General features: G+C 63.9%; 16 protein-coding genes. 14 read left to right on the forward strand and 2 right to left on the reverse strand.

From position 1 onward, the window contains the following. Positions 1 to 10: 10 nt before the first annotated feature. On the forward strand, positions 11 to 334 hold the full coding sequence (locus tag PIN31009_RS15780; protein WP_150790838.1) for an Mpo1-like protein: 324 nt from the start codon (positions 11 to 13) through the stop codon (positions 332 to 334). Here the strand turns inward: PIN31009_RS15780 and PIN31009_RS15785 are convergent. Further along, positions 324 to 1,691 (reverse strand): YihY family inner membrane protein, encoded by a 1,368-nt coding sequence (locus PIN31009_RS15785; RefSeq protein ID WP_150790839.1) that lies wholly within the window; start codon positions 1,689 to 1,691, stop codon positions 324 to 326. The two genes, PIN31009_RS15780 and PIN31009_RS15785, sit on opposite strands and share 11 nt — an antisense overlap. Positions 1,692 to 1,869: 178 nt before the next feature. Between PIN31009_RS15785 and wrbA the strand changes: the two genes are divergently transcribed. The 10 genes from wrbA (at position 1,870) to PIN31009_RS15835 (ending at position 12,663) form a co-directional block, all read left to right on the forward strand. Next, positions 1,870 to 2,457, forward strand: coding sequence for an NAD(P)H:quinone oxidoreductase (gene wrbA / locus PIN31009_RS15790; protein ID WP_150790840.1), 588 nt, complete (start codon positions 1,870 to 1,872; stop codon positions 2,455 to 2,457). Between the two features lie 102 nt (positions 2,458 to 2,559). Further along, positions 2,560 to 3,093: a DUF2069 domain-containing protein gene (locus PIN31009_RS15795; protein ID WP_150790841.1), complete on the forward strand. Its 534-nt coding sequence runs from the start codon at positions 2,560 to 2,562 to the stop codon at positions 3,091 to 3,093. Then, positions 3,090 to 4,511 (forward strand): FAD-binding oxidoreductase, encoded by a 1,422-nt coding sequence (locus tag PIN31009_RS15800; protein ID WP_150790842.1) that lies wholly within the window; start codon positions 3,090 to 3,092, stop codon positions 4,509 to 4,511. The genes PIN31009_RS15795 and PIN31009_RS15800 overlap by 4 nt, the downstream gene beginning before the upstream one ends. A 613-nt stretch (positions 4,512 to 5,124) precedes the next feature. Then, entirely contained in the window at positions 5,125 to 5,478 is a 354-nt protein-coding gene (locus PIN31009_RS15805; protein WP_150790843.1) for a hypothetical protein, read from the forward strand. Positions 5,479 to 5,729: 251 nt separating this feature from the next. Next, on the forward strand, positions 5,730 to 6,230 hold the full coding sequence (locus tag PIN31009_RS15810) for a MerR family transcriptional regulator (protein WP_150790844.1): 501 nt from the start codon (positions 5,730 to 5,732) through the stop codon (positions 6,228 to 6,230). Between the two features lie 15 nt (positions 6,231 to 6,245). Next, positions 6,246 to 7,865 (forward strand): MFS transporter, encoded by a 1,620-nt coding sequence (locus PIN31009_RS15815; protein ID WP_150790845.1) that lies wholly within the window; start codon positions 6,246 to 6,248, stop codon positions 7,863 to 7,865. 132 nt (positions 7,866 to 7,997) lie between these two features. Continuing rightward, positions 7,998 to 8,840 (forward strand): M90 family metallopeptidase, encoded by an 843-nt coding sequence (locus PIN31009_RS15820; protein WP_150790846.1) that lies wholly within the window; start codon positions 7,998 to 8,000, stop codon positions 8,838 to 8,840. A 168-nt stretch (positions 8,841 to 9,008) separates the two neighbouring features. Continuing rightward, positions 9,009 to 9,275: a type B 50S ribosomal protein L31 gene (locus PIN31009_RS15825; RefSeq protein WP_058378148.1), complete on the forward strand. Its 267-nt coding sequence runs from the start codon at positions 9,009 to 9,011 to the stop codon at positions 9,273 to 9,275. Between the two features lie 272 nt (positions 9,276 to 9,547). Next, a complete protein-coding gene (locus PIN31009_RS15830) occupies positions 9,548 to 11,278 on the forward strand; it encodes an ArnT family glycosyltransferase (RefSeq protein WP_150790847.1) in 1,731 nt (576 codons plus the stop codon). Positions 11,279 to 11,295: 17 nt separating this feature from the next. Then, on the forward strand, positions 11,296 to 12,663 hold the full coding sequence (locus tag PIN31009_RS15835; RefSeq protein ID WP_150790848.1) for an MATE family efflux transporter: 1,368 nt from the start codon (positions 11,296 to 11,298) through the stop codon (positions 12,661 to 12,663). A 57-nt stretch (positions 12,664 to 12,720) separates the two neighbouring features. On the opposite strand, the gene PIN31009_RS15840 is transcribed toward PIN31009_RS15835, so the two are convergent. Continuing rightward, the gene (locus PIN31009_RS15840) at positions 12,721 to 13,362 is read right to left on the reverse strand and encodes a hypothetical protein (protein WP_246185687.1); all 642 of its coding nucleotides are present in this window, start codon (positions 13,360 to 13,362) and stop codon (positions 12,721 to 12,723) included. Between the two features lie 172 nt (positions 13,363 to 13,534). On the opposite strand from PIN31009_RS15840, the gene PIN31009_RS15845 reads away from it, so the two are divergent. The 3 genes from PIN31009_RS15845 to gudD all read left to right on the forward strand — a co-directional run bounded on the left by PIN31009_RS15845 (position 13,535) and on the right by gudD (position 16,902). Then, complete coding sequence (locus PIN31009_RS15845; RefSeq protein WP_246185688.1) at positions 13,535 to 14,428, forward strand: LysR substrate-binding domain-containing protein; 894 nt, start codon at positions 13,535 to 13,537, stop codon at positions 14,426 to 14,428. A gap of 167 nt (positions 14,429 to 14,595) precedes the next feature. Further along, complete coding sequence (locus tag PIN31009_RS15850; RefSeq protein ID WP_150790850.1) at positions 14,596 to 15,315, forward strand: SDR family oxidoreductase; 720 nt, start codon at positions 14,596 to 14,598, stop codon at positions 15,313 to 15,315. A 258-nt stretch (positions 15,316 to 15,573) separates the two neighbouring features. Further along, the gene (gudD, locus tag PIN31009_RS15855) at positions 15,574 to 16,902 is read left to right on the forward strand and encodes a glucarate dehydratase (protein ID WP_150790851.1); all 1,329 of its coding nucleotides are present in this window, start codon (positions 15,574 to 15,576) and stop codon (positions 16,900 to 16,902) included. The last annotated feature ends 455 nt before the right edge of the window (positions 16,903 to 17,357 follow it).

The raw sequence follows: 17,357 nt of genomic DNA on the forward strand, positions 1-17,357 counted from the left end.
GAGGCCGGTCATGCGAGATTCCCACGACACCGCACCCGTGTTTCAGCGGTTTGCGGATTTCTACCCGTTTTATCTGGGCGAACACCGTAACGCCACCTGCCGCCGACTGCACTTCGTCGGCTCGTGGGGCGTGATTGCGTGTGTGCTGGTGTTTGCATTCACCGGCAACGTCTGGTGGCTACCGGCGGCCGTCGTGTGCGGCTATGCGTTTGCGTGGGTCGGCCACTTCTTTTTCGAAAAGAACCGGCCGGCCACGTTTCGCCACCCGCTCTACAGCCTGCTGGGCGACTGGGTGATGTTCCGCGATATCTGCCTCGGGCGCATCAAGCTCTAGCGCTCCGGCCGTCGCGGCCCTCGCTGCCTTCGCTGCCTTCGCTCCCGGCACTGTTATCGCTGCCGTCGCTTCGTTCGTTGTTTTCGGCACCATCAGGCCCAGCCGCCGAGTCGTCGGCCAGCGGGACTTCGCGCGGCAGCGCGTCGATGAGCGGCACGTCCCATTTGCCCTCACGCAGAATCTCGGCCACATGCGCCCCATCGAGCGCGTGACGCTCCATCTGCCGGGCCAATTCCTCCACGTTCAGCGCGAATTTGGCGACCAGCGGGGACAGCGTTGCCGTCTGCGGGTTCGCCAGCAGCAGCCAGCGCTCGGCAGGCGGTTGCATCATCAGGCGGCCGACCCAGCCCATCCGTTCGAGCCGCAAAAGCAGCTCATTGGCATGGTCGAGACTCGTGCGCATGGCGCGGGCCAGTTCCACCGTCGTGCGGCCGTTCTTGCCGGATTCGCGATCTTCATTGAGCAAATGGATGAGCGTGAGGCCATCGAGCAGATCGCTGCCGGGAAAGCGCGGGTACTGAAAATGCCCCAGCCGCAGTGCCGGCAGAACGGAGGCGATGGTTGCGCCCAGCAGCGCCACCAGCCACGACAGATAGATCCACAACAGGAAGATCGGCACCGCCGCAAACGCGCCATAGACCGCCGTGTACGTCGGAAACTGGCGGATATACAAACCGAAACCGCGCTTGGTCAGGTCGAGCGCCACCGCAGCCACCACACCACCGGCAAGCGCATCGCGCCAGTCGACTTTGCAGTTGGGCATGTACAGATACATCAACATGAACGCCACCGCGGTCAACGCTGGCGGAATCAGGCTGAGCAGCGAGGCGACGGCGGGCGGCAGCGTAGTGACCAGCGACATCGACTGCGTGAAGATGTACGAACTGATCGACAGGCTCACCCCGAACAGCAGCGGCCCGAGCGTGAGCAGGCTCCAGTAGATGAGCAGCCGCTGCGCGAGCGGACGCGGGCGCGGCACGCGCCAGATCACGTTGAACGCGGACTCGACGGTCATCAACGTGAGCACGGCCGTCACCAGCAAACCGATCAGGCCGAACGCAGTGAGGCTCGTGGCCTTGGACGCAAACTGATTGAGATAGCCGAAAATTTGCGCGTTGACGCTCTCCGGCATCAGATGCTCGATCAGAAAGCCCTGTAGCGAATCGCGAAACGATTTGAAAATCGGGAACGCCGTGAACAGTGCGAACGTCACGGCAAAGAGCGGCACGATGGAGAGGATCGACGTGAACGTGAGGCTACCCGCAACCTGGGGAATCCGGTCGTCCTGAGCACGCGCAAGCGCGTATTTCAGCAGTTGGCGAACGTTGTTCCAGTTGATGCGGGACAGCTTGATCAAATCGGGCTCCTGAATACGGACAGAGAAACAGCAGAGGAACGGCAGCAGAACAAAAACAGAACAACCGAGGACCTACCGGAAAGCAAGACCACGCAAGGACAAGCGGCACGGTATTCGCGTAGGAACGCCCTATAATACCCGCACTTTTTGCTGGGTTTTCACTCGATACGCACGCTTCATGACCGAAATTCTCGTCTTGTACTACAGCCGTCACGGCACGACCGCTCAACTCGCGCAGTGCATCGCCGCCGGCATCGACAGCGTGCCCGGCGCGCAAGCCCGCGTACGCACGGTGCCCGCCGTCTCGACGGTGTGTGAAGCCAGCGCCCCCGATATTCCCGACAGCGGCCCGCCGTACGTCGAACTGCGCGACCTCGAAGAATGCGCCGGTCTGGCGCTCGGCTCGCCCACGCGCTTCGGCAACATGGCCGCCGCGCTGAAGTATTTCCTCGATGGCACGACGCCGCAGTGGCTCTCCGGCGCACTCTCGGGCAAGCCCGCGTGTGTGTTCACGTCGTCGGCGAGCCTGCATGGCGGTCAGGAAAGTACGTTGCTGTCGATGATGATTCCGCTGTTGCATCACGGCATGCTGCTGATGGGCCTGCCCTACACGGAACCCGCATTGTCGAGCACGCGCACGGGCGGATCGCCTTATGGCGCGACGCACTTCGCGCATGACGGCAACCCGCTCTCGGCGGACGAACGCCAGTTGGCATCGGCCCTCGGCGCGCGTCTCGCACGGGCAGCACTCAAGCTGGCAGAATGACGTTCTTTGCGTGACGACGCGGGGAACGCCCATTCAGAGGCGCCGCACGCCACACATCACTCCATGCATTAGCCGTAGTAGTTAAGGCAACCGAGACAGCCCATGACTGCAACACCGCCCGAGTCTGAATCGATCGATCAGCGTAACGAGCCTGCCACGCAAGCAACGTCGGCAACATCTGCCACGCCCCATGCGTCTGGCTCGACCGGTGCGGCCACGGCAGCGGCACCTGCCGCATCGGCAGCCGCGTCCGCATCCAGCACGCTACGGCGCGTCAGCATCGCCAGCCTGCTCGCATTGATCGCCCTCTCGGTCGCGTGGGAGCTCTGGCTCGCGCCATTGCGTCCGGGCGGGTCGTGGCTGGTGCTCAAGGCGCTGTTGCTGTTGCTGCCGTTGCGCGGTGTGCTGCGCGGCAATCTGTACACGCTGCAATGGTCGAGCATGTTCATCCTGCTGTTTCTCGCCGAAGGCGTGGTGCGCGGCATGACCGATACCGGTCCGTCGGTACCGCTCGCGTGGATCGAAACGGCGTTATCGGCCGTGTTCTTCTTCGCCACCGTCTTTTATCTGCGCCCGTTCAAGCGCGCCGCGAAGGCTCGCGGTCAGCAGGCACCGGCAACGCGTCAGCCGCAATGAACGACACCGCATTCCTCACCGCCTGTATCGATCTGCTCGGCCGCGATCACGTGTTGCGTGACGACGCCGACGTCGCCCCGTATCTGATCGACCAACGCAAACGTTATGTAGGCCGTGCGCTCGCCGTGCTGCGCCCTGCCGACGCCATGCAGACGGCTGCGCTCGTGCGGTTGTGCGCGACGCACGGCGTGTCGATGGTGCCGCAGGGGGGCAACACGGGGCTCGCGGGCGGCGCAACACCGGATGCGAGCGGGCGGCAAGTGGTCATCAGCCTGCGACGGCTGGACCGCATTCGTCAGGTAGACGCCGACAACATGACGCTCACGGCCGAAGCCGGTTGCCTGCTTGCGAATGTGCAGGCCGCCGCGACAGCGGCGCAGCGCCTGTTCCCGCTGAGCCTCGCGGCCGAAGGCAGTTGCACGATCGGCGGCAATCTGGCGACGAACGCGGGCGGCACGGCGGTGCTGCGTTACGGCAATGCGCGTGAGTTGTGTCTCGGTCTGGAAGTGGTCACGCCACAAGGCGAATTGTGGGATGGCCTGCGCGGCCTGCGTAAGGACAACACCGGCTACGATCTGCGCGATCTGTTCATTGGCGCGGAAGGCACGCTCGGCCTGATTACTGCCGCGACGCTGAAGCTCTACGCACAACCCGCTGCACGCATGACGGCCCTCGCCGCGCTCGACAGCCCGGCGCAGGCACTGGCGCTGCTCAACCTCGCGCAATCGATGGCGGGGCCGCTGCTCACGGGCTTCGAGCTGATGTCGGATTTCTGTCTGCGTCTCGTCGCGCAGGTCTTCCCGCAGCAGCGTTATCCGTTTGCCGAAGCGCATCCGCAAGCGGTGCTACTCGAACTCTCCGACAACGAGAGCGAAGCGCACGCCCGCGATTTGCTGGAGCGCCTGCTCACCGCCGCCATCGAGCGCGGTGTCGTGCGCGACGCCGTCGTCGCGGCCAGCCTCGCGCAGTCGAATGCGCTCTGGCACCTTCGCGAGAGCATTCCGCTCGCGCAGTCGGCCACGGGGCTGAACATCAAGCACGACATTGCGGTGCCGGTGTCGCAGGTCCCCGCATTCCTCGCGGCAACCGACCCGATCGTGCAAAAGATCGCGCCGGGTGCACGCATGGTGACGTTCGGGCACCTTGGCGACGGCAATCTGCACTACAACGTGATGGCACCGGATGGCGTCGATCCGTCAACCTTCCTGCGCGACTTCCAAACGCCGGTCACGTCGGCGGTACACGACAGCGTGCACGCCCATCGCGGCACGATCAGCGCGGAACACGGACTCGGGCAGTTCAAGCGCGACGCCTCGGCACACTACAAATCCCCCGTGGAACTCGCGCTGATGCGCCAACTGAAGGCGGCATTCGACCCGCTCGGCCTGATGAACCCGGGCAAGGTGCTGCCGGACTGACGTGCCGGCTGGCTGACGGACCTCAGCGGTTTTTAGTCGAAAAACCCCGTTTTCCGTAAAAATATCGTCAATTTCGCGACAAAACGCCGCGAAATCGCGCCACTTTCTTTACAGAAGTGCGATAAAAACCTAAAATCACGTCTTTCCAATAACGACGGAGTTTTCCGTGGGCAGTTGCTCTAGTAGCACGCAAGCGTCGGCAATGACCGACGAGGCGTTGGCCCGGTAACCCGCAGTCGTCCTCCGACTGCCGCTGCCGGCCCCCAATGTCGCAGCGGTAGTGCATCGATCGCACCGATTTCATCGGCAGCGATCACGTTTTACAGCACCCCCACCGCAGTTCAGCTATCACCGGATGCGCTCGCGCACCCGGGTACGACACGCTTGATGCGCGTGTTGGCTCGCCAGCTCAGCGGCAGCAAACACACGCAGACCTAGCCTGTCGACGCTTGCGTAGCCTTCACGTGTTTCTGCATCCGCAGCATTGTCATGCGCGCGGGCCTAAGGCCTGCACGCGTGCGCTGCGGGCATAAGGGAAACACGCCGCCAAGCCCCGGCATCCGCCGTCTCAGGCCCGCTATCCCGATATCAGGCCTTTGATTCAGGAGGACCCATGACGCTGCAAATGCTCATCCCCACGCTGTTCGGCCGCCATCGCGCCCGTACGCCCGCCACGCCAGTCACCGCGACGACTTCGCCGCAATACCGGCTGGTCGTGCTCACCCTCGCCTCGAAGGCCAGCGCCATCGACGTCAAGGTGCGCACCGCCCTTCAAACCCATCAACTCAAGCTGGAAACCGCCGCGCGCGCCGACCGCTCCGGCGGCTATCTGCTCGAACTCGACTACGTCCTGCGTTGCGAACGCAGCCAACGCGCCGCACTGGTCCACCTTGTGTCCACCCTCGGCGACACGCCCGGTGTTCGCGCCATTCGCTGGGAAACCGCGCCGAATGACACGGTTCGCTAACGTCTGATTAAAACCTCCCCACAAGGCCGACCGAAGCCCCTTTCCGCTGCTCAGACAAGTTCAACTCGCCTCGGAAAGGGGCTCCGGTCATCCTTCGCACCCCCGCTGGTGCTTCCCACGACACCCTCTGGCCTCCACGCCCTTCTTCCCTCCTAGCGTCGCGTATTCCCACATTGCCTCCGGACACTCAAACCTGTACGTTCACGTATAGGTTGTGTTACGATGCGTCATTCTCGATCGGAGGCAAAGCCATGCCCGCAGATCCCACCGAACACGCATCACCCAACGACGACGCCCTGCTGACGGTCAGCCAAGCCGCGACGGCACTCGGCGTCACGGCGCGCACGCTGAAGTACTACGAGGAACTGAATCTCGTCGTGCCCGCCCGCAGCGAAGGCCGCTACCGGATGTACACGCAAGCCGACCTCGCGACCTTCGGCCGCATTCTCCGCATGCGCTCGCTCGGCTTCTCGATCGCCGCCATCACAGAAATGCTCAAACGTCCCATGCGCTTGGTCGAAGCCGGCAAGTCGCGCATGAACGACGAAGACCTCCAAGTCGTGCGCGACGCCCTCCATTCGCAACTCGAAACGCTGCGCGAACGCACCGCGCAAGTCCGGCGCGAACTGCGGGAAGCCGAAAAAATGGAAGCGCAAATCACCCACGACCTTCAATACATCGACCAACGGCTTCAAGGCGTTCCCGCCGACGAGTTACTTGCTGAACGGGCAGCCCGGCTGCGCAAACCGTAATCCTCCTCGCCCGTCATGACCTCTGCCAATCCGCCCACCGGTTCCGCCGCTGCACCGCCGCCCCGCGCCCCCGCGCCGGGCGGTGCCAGTGGCACCAGTGGCACCGGCTCGCGGCGCCCCATCCGCGCGGAAGCCTATCGCTACGCGCTGGGCCTCATCCCGGGGCTCGAATTCTTCGAGAACGCGCTGCTGGTCTACTTTGCGGTCTACGTCTCAGGCGGCGTCGACGCCTCGCCCAAAGAGTTCGTCTGGATGACGACGGCCTACGGCATCGCCTCGGTGCTTGCCATCCTCAAACAACAATGGTTTGTGGAGCGCATCGGCTACCGGCGCTATCTCACGGCCTCACTGCTGCTCTACGCGTGCGGCGCGGTACTCGCTGGAACGAGCGAGAGCGTCACGCAACTCGTGATCGCCCGGGCCTGCCAAGGCTTCTGCGCGGGCAGTTGGATGAGCTCCTGCCGGATCCTCGCGCAAGTCAGTGTGCCCCCTGAGCGTCGCGGCAAAACGGTGCAGACGTTCGCCCTGCTGCTATTCACTGGCTCGGCCGCCGCCCCACTCATCGGCGGCATGCTGGTCTCGGCGTACACGTGGCGCACGCTGTTCCTGTGCACGGCGCCACCCGCCGTGCTGCTCGCCGCGCTGGCATGGTTCGCGATTCCCGATGTCGGCCGCTTGCGGGATCGCGCCACCGGCGGCAGCTACCCCTTCGCCCCGTTCATGGCGTTCGCGCTCGCGATGGGCGCGTTTCAGGTGGTGCTTCAGGAGATGCGTTACACGCTCTGGCTGCAAACGCCTTGGTTGCCGCTGCTGACGGTCGCCGGCGTGGGCGCGCTGGTGTGGTTCGGCTACCACCAGTGGCAACACCCGGCACCGTTCATCCGCCTGCAATCGCTGCGCCGGCGCGAGTTTCAGGTCGGCCTGCTGCTGTACGCCGCCTATTACTATCTGGCAAACACGCAGAGCTATCTGATGCCGCGCCTGCTCGAGCAAGGGCTGGGCTTCACGGTGGAACGCACGGGGCAGTTGCTGGGCTACTCGGCGCTGCTGACGGTCATCCTGCTGATGGCGTATTTCCGCGTGGCGAAGTTCATTACGCGCAAGAAGTACCTGATCGTGAGCGGCTTCGTGATGACGATCGCCACCAGCCTGTGGCTCGGCGCCATGCCACCGGACGCGGGGCAGAGTCAGCTCTATGGGGTGCTCGCGCTCAAAGCGGTATTCGGCATCTTTACGGTGCTGCCGGTCGCCAATCTCACGTTCCGTACGTTCGATCACGAGAGCTTCGTGCACGGCTACCGGCTGAAGAACATCCTGCGTCAGCTCTCGGGGTCGTTTGCGGTCTCGACGATCGTAGCGTTCGAGCAGCATCGCGAAGCGCTGCATCGCACTCGCCTGACGGAAGTCGCCAACCCCTACAACCCGATCTTCACGCAGACGCTCGACACGCTCGCGAATGCGCTCACGCACGCCGGCGTCGCGGTCTCGCAGGCCCACGGCGCCGCGCTTGCCCAAATCGCGCAGATGATCGAACGGCAGGCGGCGTTCCTGTCATTTATCGACGGCTTCCATTTCATCGCCATCGTGGCGCTGTGCGGCGCGATATTTGCAGCGTTCCAGAAGCAGCTAAATTAGAATCGTGACGTGCCCGCCGGAAGGCTCACGGCTCGCGCATGTATGGACACGTGCCCGGTGCGCTGCACGCCAGCACGTTCATGCAAGCCCGCCTCCGGCGCTCCGACTCTCGCTGTAGCTGCCCCGGCCGTCATGCTCAAAGCCCTGCTGTCACGCCTCATGCCGTCGCGCACGCCCCGTCGCGCCATCGACGACGACCTCTGGCGCGAAGTCGTCGACGCCCTGCCGTTTCTCGCCGCCCGCAGCGCCGCCGATCTCGACAAACTGCGCGCGCTGGCCGCCGACTTTCTGGGCGGCAAACACTTCTCCACAGCCCATGACCTGCCGCTCACGGAGGTCATGCAGGTATCGGTGGCCGCCCAAGCCTGCCTGCCGATCCTCAACCTGCCGCCCGCGCTTTATCGCGGCTGGTCGGGCATCGTGCTCTATCCGGGGGAGTTTCTGATTCGCAAGACGGTGCAGGATGAGGACGGCGTCGTGCACGATGTGGCGCAGGAGGCCAGCGGCGAAGCGTGGGACGGCGGCCCGGTTGTGCTTTCGTGGCAGGACGTGCAAGCGAGCGACGTGCTGGCCTACAACGTGGTGATTCACGAGTTCGTCCACAAGCTCGACATGGAGAACGGCGAAGCCGACGGCGTTCCCCCGCTCATCCGGCGCCTGCATGGAGACCTGACGGAGGAGGCGTGGTGCGAGGTCTTCGACCCGGCTTACGAGGAGTTCTGCCACCACGTGTCGAACGTGCCGGACGCCCACTGGGATGCCTTCGCCTCGACCTCGCTGCTCGACCCGTACGCCACCGAGCACGAATCGGAGTTTTTCGCGGTCTGCGCCGAAGCGTTCTTCGTCGCCCCGGTGGCGTTCCGCACCGAATATCCGGCCCTGTACACGCTGTTTTCCCGGTATTTCCTGCAAGATCCGGCCGCGACGCCGCCAACGGCCAGCGAGACACCGCCGCCCGGCGCGCCAAGCCTATGAAATCGTTGCAGAATTCAGGATTTCCGTGGCATAATGCGCGTTTTGCTCACCCGGAAAGTGGTTGACGCCATTTCAGTCGCACACGTGTGTATCAGTTCATACGGGCGCGGCGGCGTTAGCGGGGAAGCTCCCGCGCAGACTGGCTACCGACTTAACCTAAGGTCCATCATGAAAGAAGGCATTCACCCGAATTACCGCGAAGTCGTGTTCAAGGACATGACGCCGGGCATCGACTTCCAATTCATCAGCCGCTCGACGATCCAGACGAAGGAAACCGTTGAGATCGACGGCAAGTCGTACCCGCTCGTGAAGCTGGATACGTCGTCGGCATCGCACAACTTCTACACCGGCGAAACGCGCATCATGGATGCCGAAGGCCGCGTCGACAAGTTCAAGAAGAAGTTCGGCACGCGCGCCGGCGGCAAGGTCGCCTAAGTTTCACAAGCGACACGCCGCACAACGCGAAGCCTCGCCCACGGCAAGTCCGGCGGGCCGGCAAAATCGGGGAAAATTCCCCGGCGTTGGAAAGCATCGGAAAGGGGCAGCTCAGGCTGCCCTTTTTTGTTGGGCGTGGCCTGCGCCATGCTGCGGGTTACTGTCATACTGTCGGCTTTTCTGGTTTTCCCCGAATTTTCTCCTGAGCCATCTCTGGCTCGCGCCCTGTTTTTCCGCGATCCGGCTCCATGGCCGGTAACGTCGTCCGGCCTATGAAACGAGTTCGCATCACCGCCTCTGCCACCAGCGCGCTTCCTCGCTCGCTGCTCTTTGCCATTTGTGTCATCTATGTGCTGGCGGGGTTGTTTGGTCGCGATCCGTGGAAGAACGAAGACGCCGCCGGCTTCGGCATCATGTGGACGATGGCACACGGCCAACTGTCCGACTGGCTGCTGCCGAATATCGCCGGCAAGCCGATCTACGATGCCGGCCCGCTGGTCTCTTGGCTGGGCGCCCTCGCGATTCGCACTTTCTCGTGGCTCGACGCGCCGGACGCCGCGCGCATCGTCACTGGCCTGTGCTTCTACGCCACCTGCACGTTCATCTGGTACGGCACCTACCTGCTGGGCCGCCGCCCGGAAGTGCAACCGTTCAAATATGCCTTCGGCGGCGAACCCGAACCGCGCGACTACGGCCGCACCCTCGCCGATGGCGCGCTGCTGATTCTGCTCGCCTGCTTCGGTCTGGCCGAACGCGGTCACGAAACCACTGCCACGGTCGGGCAACTGACGCTCATCTCGATGGCGATCTACGGTCTGGTGCGCAGCCTCGACAAGCCGCGTCAGGGCGCCGTCTGGTTTGGCCTCGCCCTCGGCGGCATGGCGCTCGCGTCGTCGCCACTGATGACGCTCTCGCTGTGGATTGCCGGCATCGCCGTGGGCGTGCTGTGCCGCGCCGTGCCGCTGCGCATGCTGCTGATCGTGTCGACACCCGTCGCGCTCATCATCGCCTGCGCATGGCCGCTCGCCGCGCTCAAGTTCGCCGACGGCGCGCGTAGCTGGCTGGGCGAATGGGCCGACATCGGTGTCGATGCCTTTAGTGGCCCGTCGATCAACTCGCTTAGCTACATCACCAAGAATCTGGCGCTGTTCGCGTGGCCGGCATGGCCGCTGGCCGCGTGGTCGCTGTATTCGTGGCGCGGCATGCGCCGTGCCCCGCACATCGCCATTCCGCTGGCGCTCGCGGTGCCGATTCTGGTGCTGATCGTGTTGCAGGCGCATCAGGGCAACCAGCTCTTTATGCTCGCCCTGCCCGCTCTCTCGATCATCGCCGCATTCGGCCTGCCGTCGCTCAAGCGCGGCACGGTCAACGCGATCGACTGGTTCGCCGTGCTGTCATTCACGGTGCTGGCCGGCTTCGTGTGGATCGTCTGGCTGGCAGGCGTCTTCGGATTCCCTGCGCAGATCGCCCGCAACCTGCGACGTCTGGTGCCCGGCTTTGTGCCTGAGTTCAGCTGGGTGACGCTGATCAGCGCGCTCGCCGTGACCGGCGCTTGGGTCACGCTCGTGGCGTGGCGCGTGTCGCGCAGCCCGAAGGTCATGTGGCGCAGCGTGGTGCTCTCTTCGGGCGGCACGACCCTGATGTGGGTGCTGCTCATGACGCTCTGGCTGCCGGTAGTGAACTACGGTCGGACGTATCGCGACGTGGCCGCGCAGATTTCGGCGCACCTGCCGGCGGACTACACCTGCATTCGCACGGTACGCGTGGGCGACGCGCAACTCGCGTCGTTCGCTTACTTCGGCAAGATGCGTTTCGGCTCGAGCAGCGACGATTGCGATGTGCTGCTGCGTCAGGACTCGCAAGACTATAGCGAACCGCTCTCGCTCGCCCCTTACGAATGGCGTCAGCTCTGGGAAGGCCGCCGTGCGGCCGACCGTGACGAACGCTTCCGCCTCTACGTGCTGCAAGAGCGTCCGTGGCGCCGTTCGGCGCGTCCGCGTTGACCTCTCCCTCGCTTCCCATGTGGCATGACATCAAACGCATCGCCGCGCTCGCGTGGCCGGTACTGATCGGCCAGCTCGCGGTCATCGCCTTCGGGGTGATGGACACGGCGATGGTCGGGCGCGCCTCGGCCTTCGATCTGGCCTCGCTCGCGCTCGGCGGCTCGATCTACATCACTGTGTACGTCGGCCTGATGGGCATTCTCGTCGCCCTCTCCCCGATTGCCGCCCAACGCTTCGGCGCCGGTGAGCGCCTGGAGATCGGCGAGGAAGTGCGTCAGGCCATCTGGCTCGCCCTCTTTCTGGCGATCCCCGGCTTCCTGCTGCTCACGCATCCGCAATTCATCCTGCGTCTGTCGGAAGCGAATTCCGAACTGGAAGTGCGCGCGAGCGCTTACCTCCAGATTCTGGCGTTCGGCCTGCCCGCCGCCCTGCTGTTCCGCGTGTACTCGTCGCTGTCGACGGCCGTTGCGCAACCGCGCATCGTCATGGCGATTCAGGTCACCGGTCTTGCACTGAAAGTGCCGCTCAATCTCGCGCTGATCTACGGCGTCGAGCGCATTGGCATTCCGCCGCTGGGCAGCACCGGCTGCGCCATTGCCACGACGGCGATCAACTGGGTCTCGTGCGCGCTGGGGCTCACGCTGATGGTGCGGCACTCAAAGCTGCGCGAGTTCGGCATCTTCTCGCACTTCTGCTGGCCACAATGGCACGCCATTCGCACGCTGCTGAAGCTCGGCGTGCCGATGGGGTTGAGCTACCTGATCGAAGTGACGGCGTTCTCGTTCATGGCGATCTTCATCACGCGCTTGGGCGATACCACGCTTGCCGGCCACCAGATCGCCGCCAACCTCGGCGCATTGACGTACATGCTGCCGATGTCGATCGCCATTGCCACTGCGACGCTCACGGCGCAGGCCATCGGTGCGCGCAACTTCAGCGCGGCGCACCTCGTCGGGCGCCACGGCATTCTGTTCGCCGGCATGCTCAGCGCAGGCTTGGCGAGCCTCGTCTGGCTGACCCGCCCATGGATCGTAGAAGCCTATACGACCGACCCGGCGGTGGCCGCCGTAGCCACACCGCTGCTGGCCTTCGTCGCGTTCTATCACCTGTTCGACGCGCTGCAAGTGAGCGCCGTGTTCGTGCTGCGCGCATGGAAAGTGGCGATCATCCCGACCGTCATCTACGCGGTGTCGCTGTGGGGTGTCGGTCTCGGTGGCGGTTACGTGCTTGGCTTCGATAGCTGGGGGCTCTCCCCGGCATGGCTGCACGGCGCCACGGGCTTCTGGTTTGCCAACGGCGCGAGCCTCGCGGTTGCGGCGTGCGGCCTGCTGTGCTACCTGCGCTGGGTCGCCAGCGCGAAAGGTGGACGTGGTCTGGCGAGCTAACTGGCAAGCCAACCCCGCTCCCTTGCACTACTTCACGCGGGTTCGGGCTGGTTCGAGCTAGTTCGCCCGAACGGCCAGATCCAGCGCGTTGAAGAACCCTTCGTACACGTCTTTCTCCAGCACGGTCTCGGTCCGTGCATCCCCATTGCTGTCCCACACGGTGCGATCGAATCGCACCCGCACCAGCGAACCCTGTTTGCTCGGATTGCCTTGCGCACCGCGCACCGCAACGATCACCGCCAACCGCTCGTGATCCGGCTTGGCCGGCAGACCACCGATGCGCGACTTCAGCACACCTCGCGCGATCTGGCGCCATTTCGGCACCAGCACCGTGTTGCGCTCCGCCTCGACGACACCCATCTCGGTATCGACCGAAACCGGTGCGTAACCCTCCTTGGTGAGCGTTCTGGCTATCGCTTCGAGGATGCGCGCCTGCTGCGATTCGGCGAGTACATGATCCCGCAGTTGCCGCAGCGTCTCGCGCTGCGCAGCGGTCAGATCGACGCTGACCTGCCGCGAGCTGTAACGCACCAGTTGCCCGCCGCTGCCCGTCTCCCGCTCGTTGGCCGGCGGGCTCGCGCAGGCGGAAATCCCGACGAGTAACGAGAGCCCGGCAATGGCCGCGCCAACATCAGCGAGCGCACGACGGGGGCTTCCACTGACAGGGCAGACGACGGCAGAAACACGGGGCAATTTCACGGCAGGCACGTGCGGCAACGAGAGGTGGCTCATGAGCTTAGGAGGACGAGAGAGCGCACCTATAATAGGAACCCGCGATGCCCGCCACAAACGACTTATTCTTGCTAACGCATTAGCCGTTCTACAAGGTTCCGCCATGCGCCCCCTGCGCCCCTCGCGCCGACTGCCGCCCTTGAACGCCCTGCGAAGTTTCGAGGCCGCCGGCCGGCTGAACAGCCTGACACTTGCTGCCGAATCGCTGAACGTCACGCAGAGCGCCGTCGCCCAGCAAATTCGCGTGCTCGAATCTTTTTTCGGCCAGAAGCTGTTCGAGCGCGATGGCCGCACCGTGCGCCTCACGGTGCGTGGCCGCCACTACTGGACGGACGTATCGGCCTGCCTCGGCCGGCTCGCCGAAGCCACCGAGCAGATGCTCGACGGCACCCACCACCTGCCGATTCGCGTGAACGCCTCGACATCGTTCACGCACGCGTGGCTGCTGCCGCACCTCGCGCACTTTCGCAGCCATCATCCCGACATCGAAGTGGAAATCGTCACGACGCCGGATCAGCACGTCGGCCAAATTGACGAAACCAGCGATGTCGTGATTCGCCGCTACACGCCCGAGCTGCGCCGGCAAGGCTTCATCTCGAAACCTTGGTTGCGCAGCGAGGCCGTGGCGGTCTGCTCACCGGAGCTCGCATCGCTCGACGCCCTGCACACGCCGGCCGATCTGCTTCAAGCCCCGTTGCTCCACTACGCAGGCCTGCCGCAAGGGTGGCAATACTGGTTTCACTGCGCACAAGTCAGCGTGGGCGAAACGTTACGCGGGCCGATCTTCGACGAGTTTTTGCTCGCGCTGCGCGCGGCGTCGAGCGGGCACGGCATCTGCCTCGCCCCGCGCGCCGTGATTCAGGACGATCTGGACCGGGGCAAGCTGGTTGCCCTCTTCGACGACACGGTTCGCCTCGAAGGCCCGCCGTATCACTGCCTGTACCGGGCTGACGACGACCCACGGCTGGCCACCTTCATCGATTGGCTGGTGAGCCGGGCGCCCGACGCGCATCGGCCGGTACTTACTGGGTAATGCGTGCGGAATGAGTGTGCGTAAGAAGTGTGCGGAATAAGCGTGCGAAAGAATGGCGTAACCGAGGCTGCCCGGCAATCTGAGCGCTTCAGGCATACACTCATTCGTTCTGCCACCTTTGAGAACGCCGGCCGACCTCGCAGGCTCGCTTCGGCGCCCGCTTCCGAATGCCTCAACAAACGTTTCTCGTCACCGGTGCCACACGCGGCATCGGCTTCGCGATCAGCGCCCTGCTCGCGGAACAAGGCCACCGTGTCGTGGGCATCGCGCGCCATACGGCTGACGTCAATTTTCCCGGCACACTCGTCGAATGCGATCTCGCCGATGTCGACCAGACCGGCGATGCGCTACGCAGTATCGGCGAGCGCTTCGAGATCACCGGCATTGTGAATAACGCCGGCATCGCATCGCCACAGCCGCTGGAGCAACTGGACTTCGCCACGCTGCAACAGGTCTTCGATCTGAACGTGCGCTCGGCGATTCAGGTGACACAACACTTCGTCGGCGCCATGAAAGCGCGCCGTTACGGACGCATCGTCAACATCGCCAGCCGGGCCATCTACGGCGGTCTGGATCGCACTGCGTACGCCGCCGCGAAAAGTGCACTCGTGGGCTGCACGCGCGCGTGGGCACTCGAACTCGCGGAATACGGCATCACCGCCAACGCGGTCGCACCGGGCCCCGTGGAAACCGAGTTGTTCCGCCAATCGCGCCCCGTCGGCAGCGAAGCCGAGCGCAGAATTCTCGCCACGATTCCCATGCGCCGTCTGGGCGAGCCCGCAGAAATTGCCTCGGCCGCCGTCTTCTTTCTGTCGGAATCGGCCAGCTTTGTCACCGGGCAGGTATTGGGCGTCGATGGCGGGGGCAGTCTCGGCGGGCGCTCCTGAAACCACGTTGTACGACAACTATTTGATAGGCACGTGAGAGCGATTTCGAGATTTGGCCGGCACGTCCTGGCGAATGCTTGTGATCGCTCCATCCTCCGCCAGAAACCCTGAATGCCCGATGGTCATCGGTAATTCTTCGCGCAAAAGGGTATACCCGGAAAGGCATCGGAAAGAAGTTTCCCTAGAATGTTGTCTGACGACATACAACAAGCCAGTATGTATCCACCCACTCTTTCGTCAGACAAGGCCTCACTCGCCATGACCCGAACCCCCATCGTTACCGAACTGCGCGTCGTTCCTGTCGCCGGACGCGACAACATGCTACTGAATCTGAGCGGCGCCCATGGCCCGTTCTTCACGCGCAATCTGGTGATTCTGAAAGACAGTGCCGGGCACACCGGCGTTGGCGAAGTGCCCGGTGGCGAATCGATCCGCAAGACGCTCGACGATGCGCGTCCGTATGTCGTCGGCCAGTCGATTGCCAACGTGCAGGCGATTCTCGGCAAGACGCGCAGCGCATTTGCCGATCGTGACGCCGGCGGCCGCGGGCTGCAAACCTTCGATCTGCGCACGACGATTCACGCCGTCACAGCACTCGAAGCGGCGCTGCTCGATCTGCTGGGCCAGCACCTCGAAGTGCCGGTCGCGGCGCTGCTCGGCGAAGGTCAGCAACGCAGCGAAGTGGCCATGCTGGGTTATCTCTTCTTCATTGGCGACCGGCACGCGACGGACTTGCCGTATGACGACAACCGCCACGCCCGCGACGACTGGGAGCGCGTACGCACGGAAGTCGCCATGACACCCGACGCTGTCGTACGTCTGGCAGAAGCGGCCCACGCGCGATACGGCTTTCAGGATTTCAAACTCAAAGGCGGTGTGCTCGACGGCGACGCAGAAATTGAAGCCGTCACCGCGCTGGCGAAGCGCTTTCCGCAAGCCCGCGTCACGCTCGATCCGAACGGCGCGTGGTCGCTCGCCGAAGCCATTCGCCTGTGTCGCGACAAGCACGACGTGCTCGCCTATGCCGAAGACCCGTGCGGTGCAGAAAACGGCTACTCGGGCCGAGAAGTGATGGCCGAATTCCGGCGCGCGACCGGCCTGCCGACGGCTACCAATATGATCGCGACCGACTGGCGTCAGATGGGCCACGCGATTCAATTGCAGTCGGTGGACATTCCGCTGGCCGACCCGCACTTCTGGACGATGCAGGGCTCTGTGCGCGTCGCGCAGATGTGCCACGACTGGGGCCTCACGTGGGGGTCGCACTCGAACAATCACTTCGACGTGTCGCTCGCCATGTTCACGCATGTGGCGGCTGCGGCACCCGGCAACATCACCGCGATCGATACGCACTGGATCTGGCAGGACGGTCAGTACCTGACGCAAAACCCGCTTCAGATCGTGAACGGCAAGGTGCAGGTGCCGTCGACACCCGGGTTGGGCGTCACGCTCGACATGGATGCCGTGGAAGCCGCCCATGCGCAGTACCTTGAACACGGACTCGGCGCGCGCGACGACAGCGTGGCGATGCAGTATTTGATCCCGGACTGGAAGTTCGATCCGAAGCGCCCCTGCCTCGTGCGCTGAGGGCTCTGGCAAGGGTAATCGGAGGGTGTCTGTCACGACAGGGACGTAATGCGAGCTAACTGCGCGATTTTGGAAAATCGCGCGAAACATCCGCAAGGCACTTTTTGAAGAAAATTCAGGTGAATTCGCAGTAAAAAGCGGTCCCGGGAAACCTATCGGGACCGCATCAAAAGCGCCGCACCAAAGAAAAAAGCCTGTCCAACTTTCGTTGAACAGGCTTTTTATTTGGCGGAGCGGACGGGGCTCGCCTACACATGCGCAGGCCGCGGAATCGCTTGCAAGCGATTCCCTTCGATCCCCGCCGGGAGCCGCGAAGGCGGCTCCCTCCGCCGCACCAAAGAAAAAAGCCTGTCCAACTTTCGTTGAACAGGCTTTTTATTTGGCGGAGCGGACGGGGCTCGAACCCGCGACCCCCGGCGTGACAGGCCGGTATTCTAACCAACTGAACTACCGCT

This window comes from Pandoraea iniqua (genome assembly GCF_902459685.1).
Classification (GTDB): domain Bacteria; phylum Pseudomonadota; class Gammaproteobacteria; order Burkholderiales; family Burkholderiaceae; genus Pandoraea; species Pandoraea iniqua.

What these genes read in the sequence shown, in the direction of transcription:
- PIN31009_RS15795 (WP_150790841.1), top strand. Translation starts at nt 2,560, where the DNA reads ATGACTGCAACACCGCCCGAGTCTGAATCGATCGATCAGCGTAACGAG.
- wrbA (WP_150790840.1), top strand. Translation starts at nt 1,870, where the DNA reads ATGACCGAAATTCTCGTCTTGTACTACAGCCGTCACGGCACGACCGCT.
- PIN31009_RS15810 (WP_150790844.1), top strand. Translation starts at nt 5,730, where the DNA reads ATGCCCGCAGATCCCACCGAACACGCATCACCCAACGACGACGCCCTG.
- PIN31009_RS15805 (WP_150790843.1), top strand. Translation starts at nt 5,125, where the DNA reads ATGACGCTGCAAATGCTCATCCCCACGCTGTTCGGCCGCCATCGCGCC.
- PIN31009_RS15850 (WP_150790850.1), top strand. Translation starts at nt 14,596, where the DNA reads ATGCCTCAACAAACGTTTCTCGTCACCGGTGCCACACGCGGCATCGGC.
- PIN31009_RS15780 (WP_150790838.1), top strand. Translation starts at nt 11, where the DNA reads ATGCGAGATTCCCACGACACCGCACCCGTGTTTCAGCGGTTTGCGGAT.
- PIN31009_RS15820 (WP_150790846.1), top strand. Translation starts at nt 7,998, where the DNA reads ATGCTCAAAGCCCTGCTGTCACGCCTCATGCCGTCGCGCACGCCCCGT.
- PIN31009_RS15825 (WP_058378148.1), top strand. Translation starts at nt 9,009, where the DNA reads ATGAAAGAAGGCATTCACCCGAATTACCGCGAAGTCGTGTTCAAGGAC.
- gudD (WP_150790851.1), top strand. Translation starts at nt 15,574, where the DNA reads ATGACCCGAACCCCCATCGTTACCGAACTGCGCGTCGTTCCTGTCGCC.
- PIN31009_RS15830 (WP_150790847.1), top strand. Translation starts at nt 9,548, where the DNA reads ATGAAACGAGTTCGCATCACCGCCTCTGCCACCAGCGCGCTTCCTCGC.
- PIN31009_RS15800 (WP_150790842.1), top strand. Translation starts at nt 3,090, where the DNA reads ATGAACGACACCGCATTCCTCACCGCCTGTATCGATCTGCTCGGCCGC.
- PIN31009_RS15835 (WP_150790848.1), top strand. Translation starts at nt 11,296, where the DNA reads ATGTGGCATGACATCAAACGCATCGCCGCGCTCGCGTGGCCGGTACTG.
- PIN31009_RS15815 (WP_150790845.1), top strand. Translation starts at nt 6,246, where the DNA reads ATGACCTCTGCCAATCCGCCCACCGGTTCCGCCGCTGCACCGCCGCCC.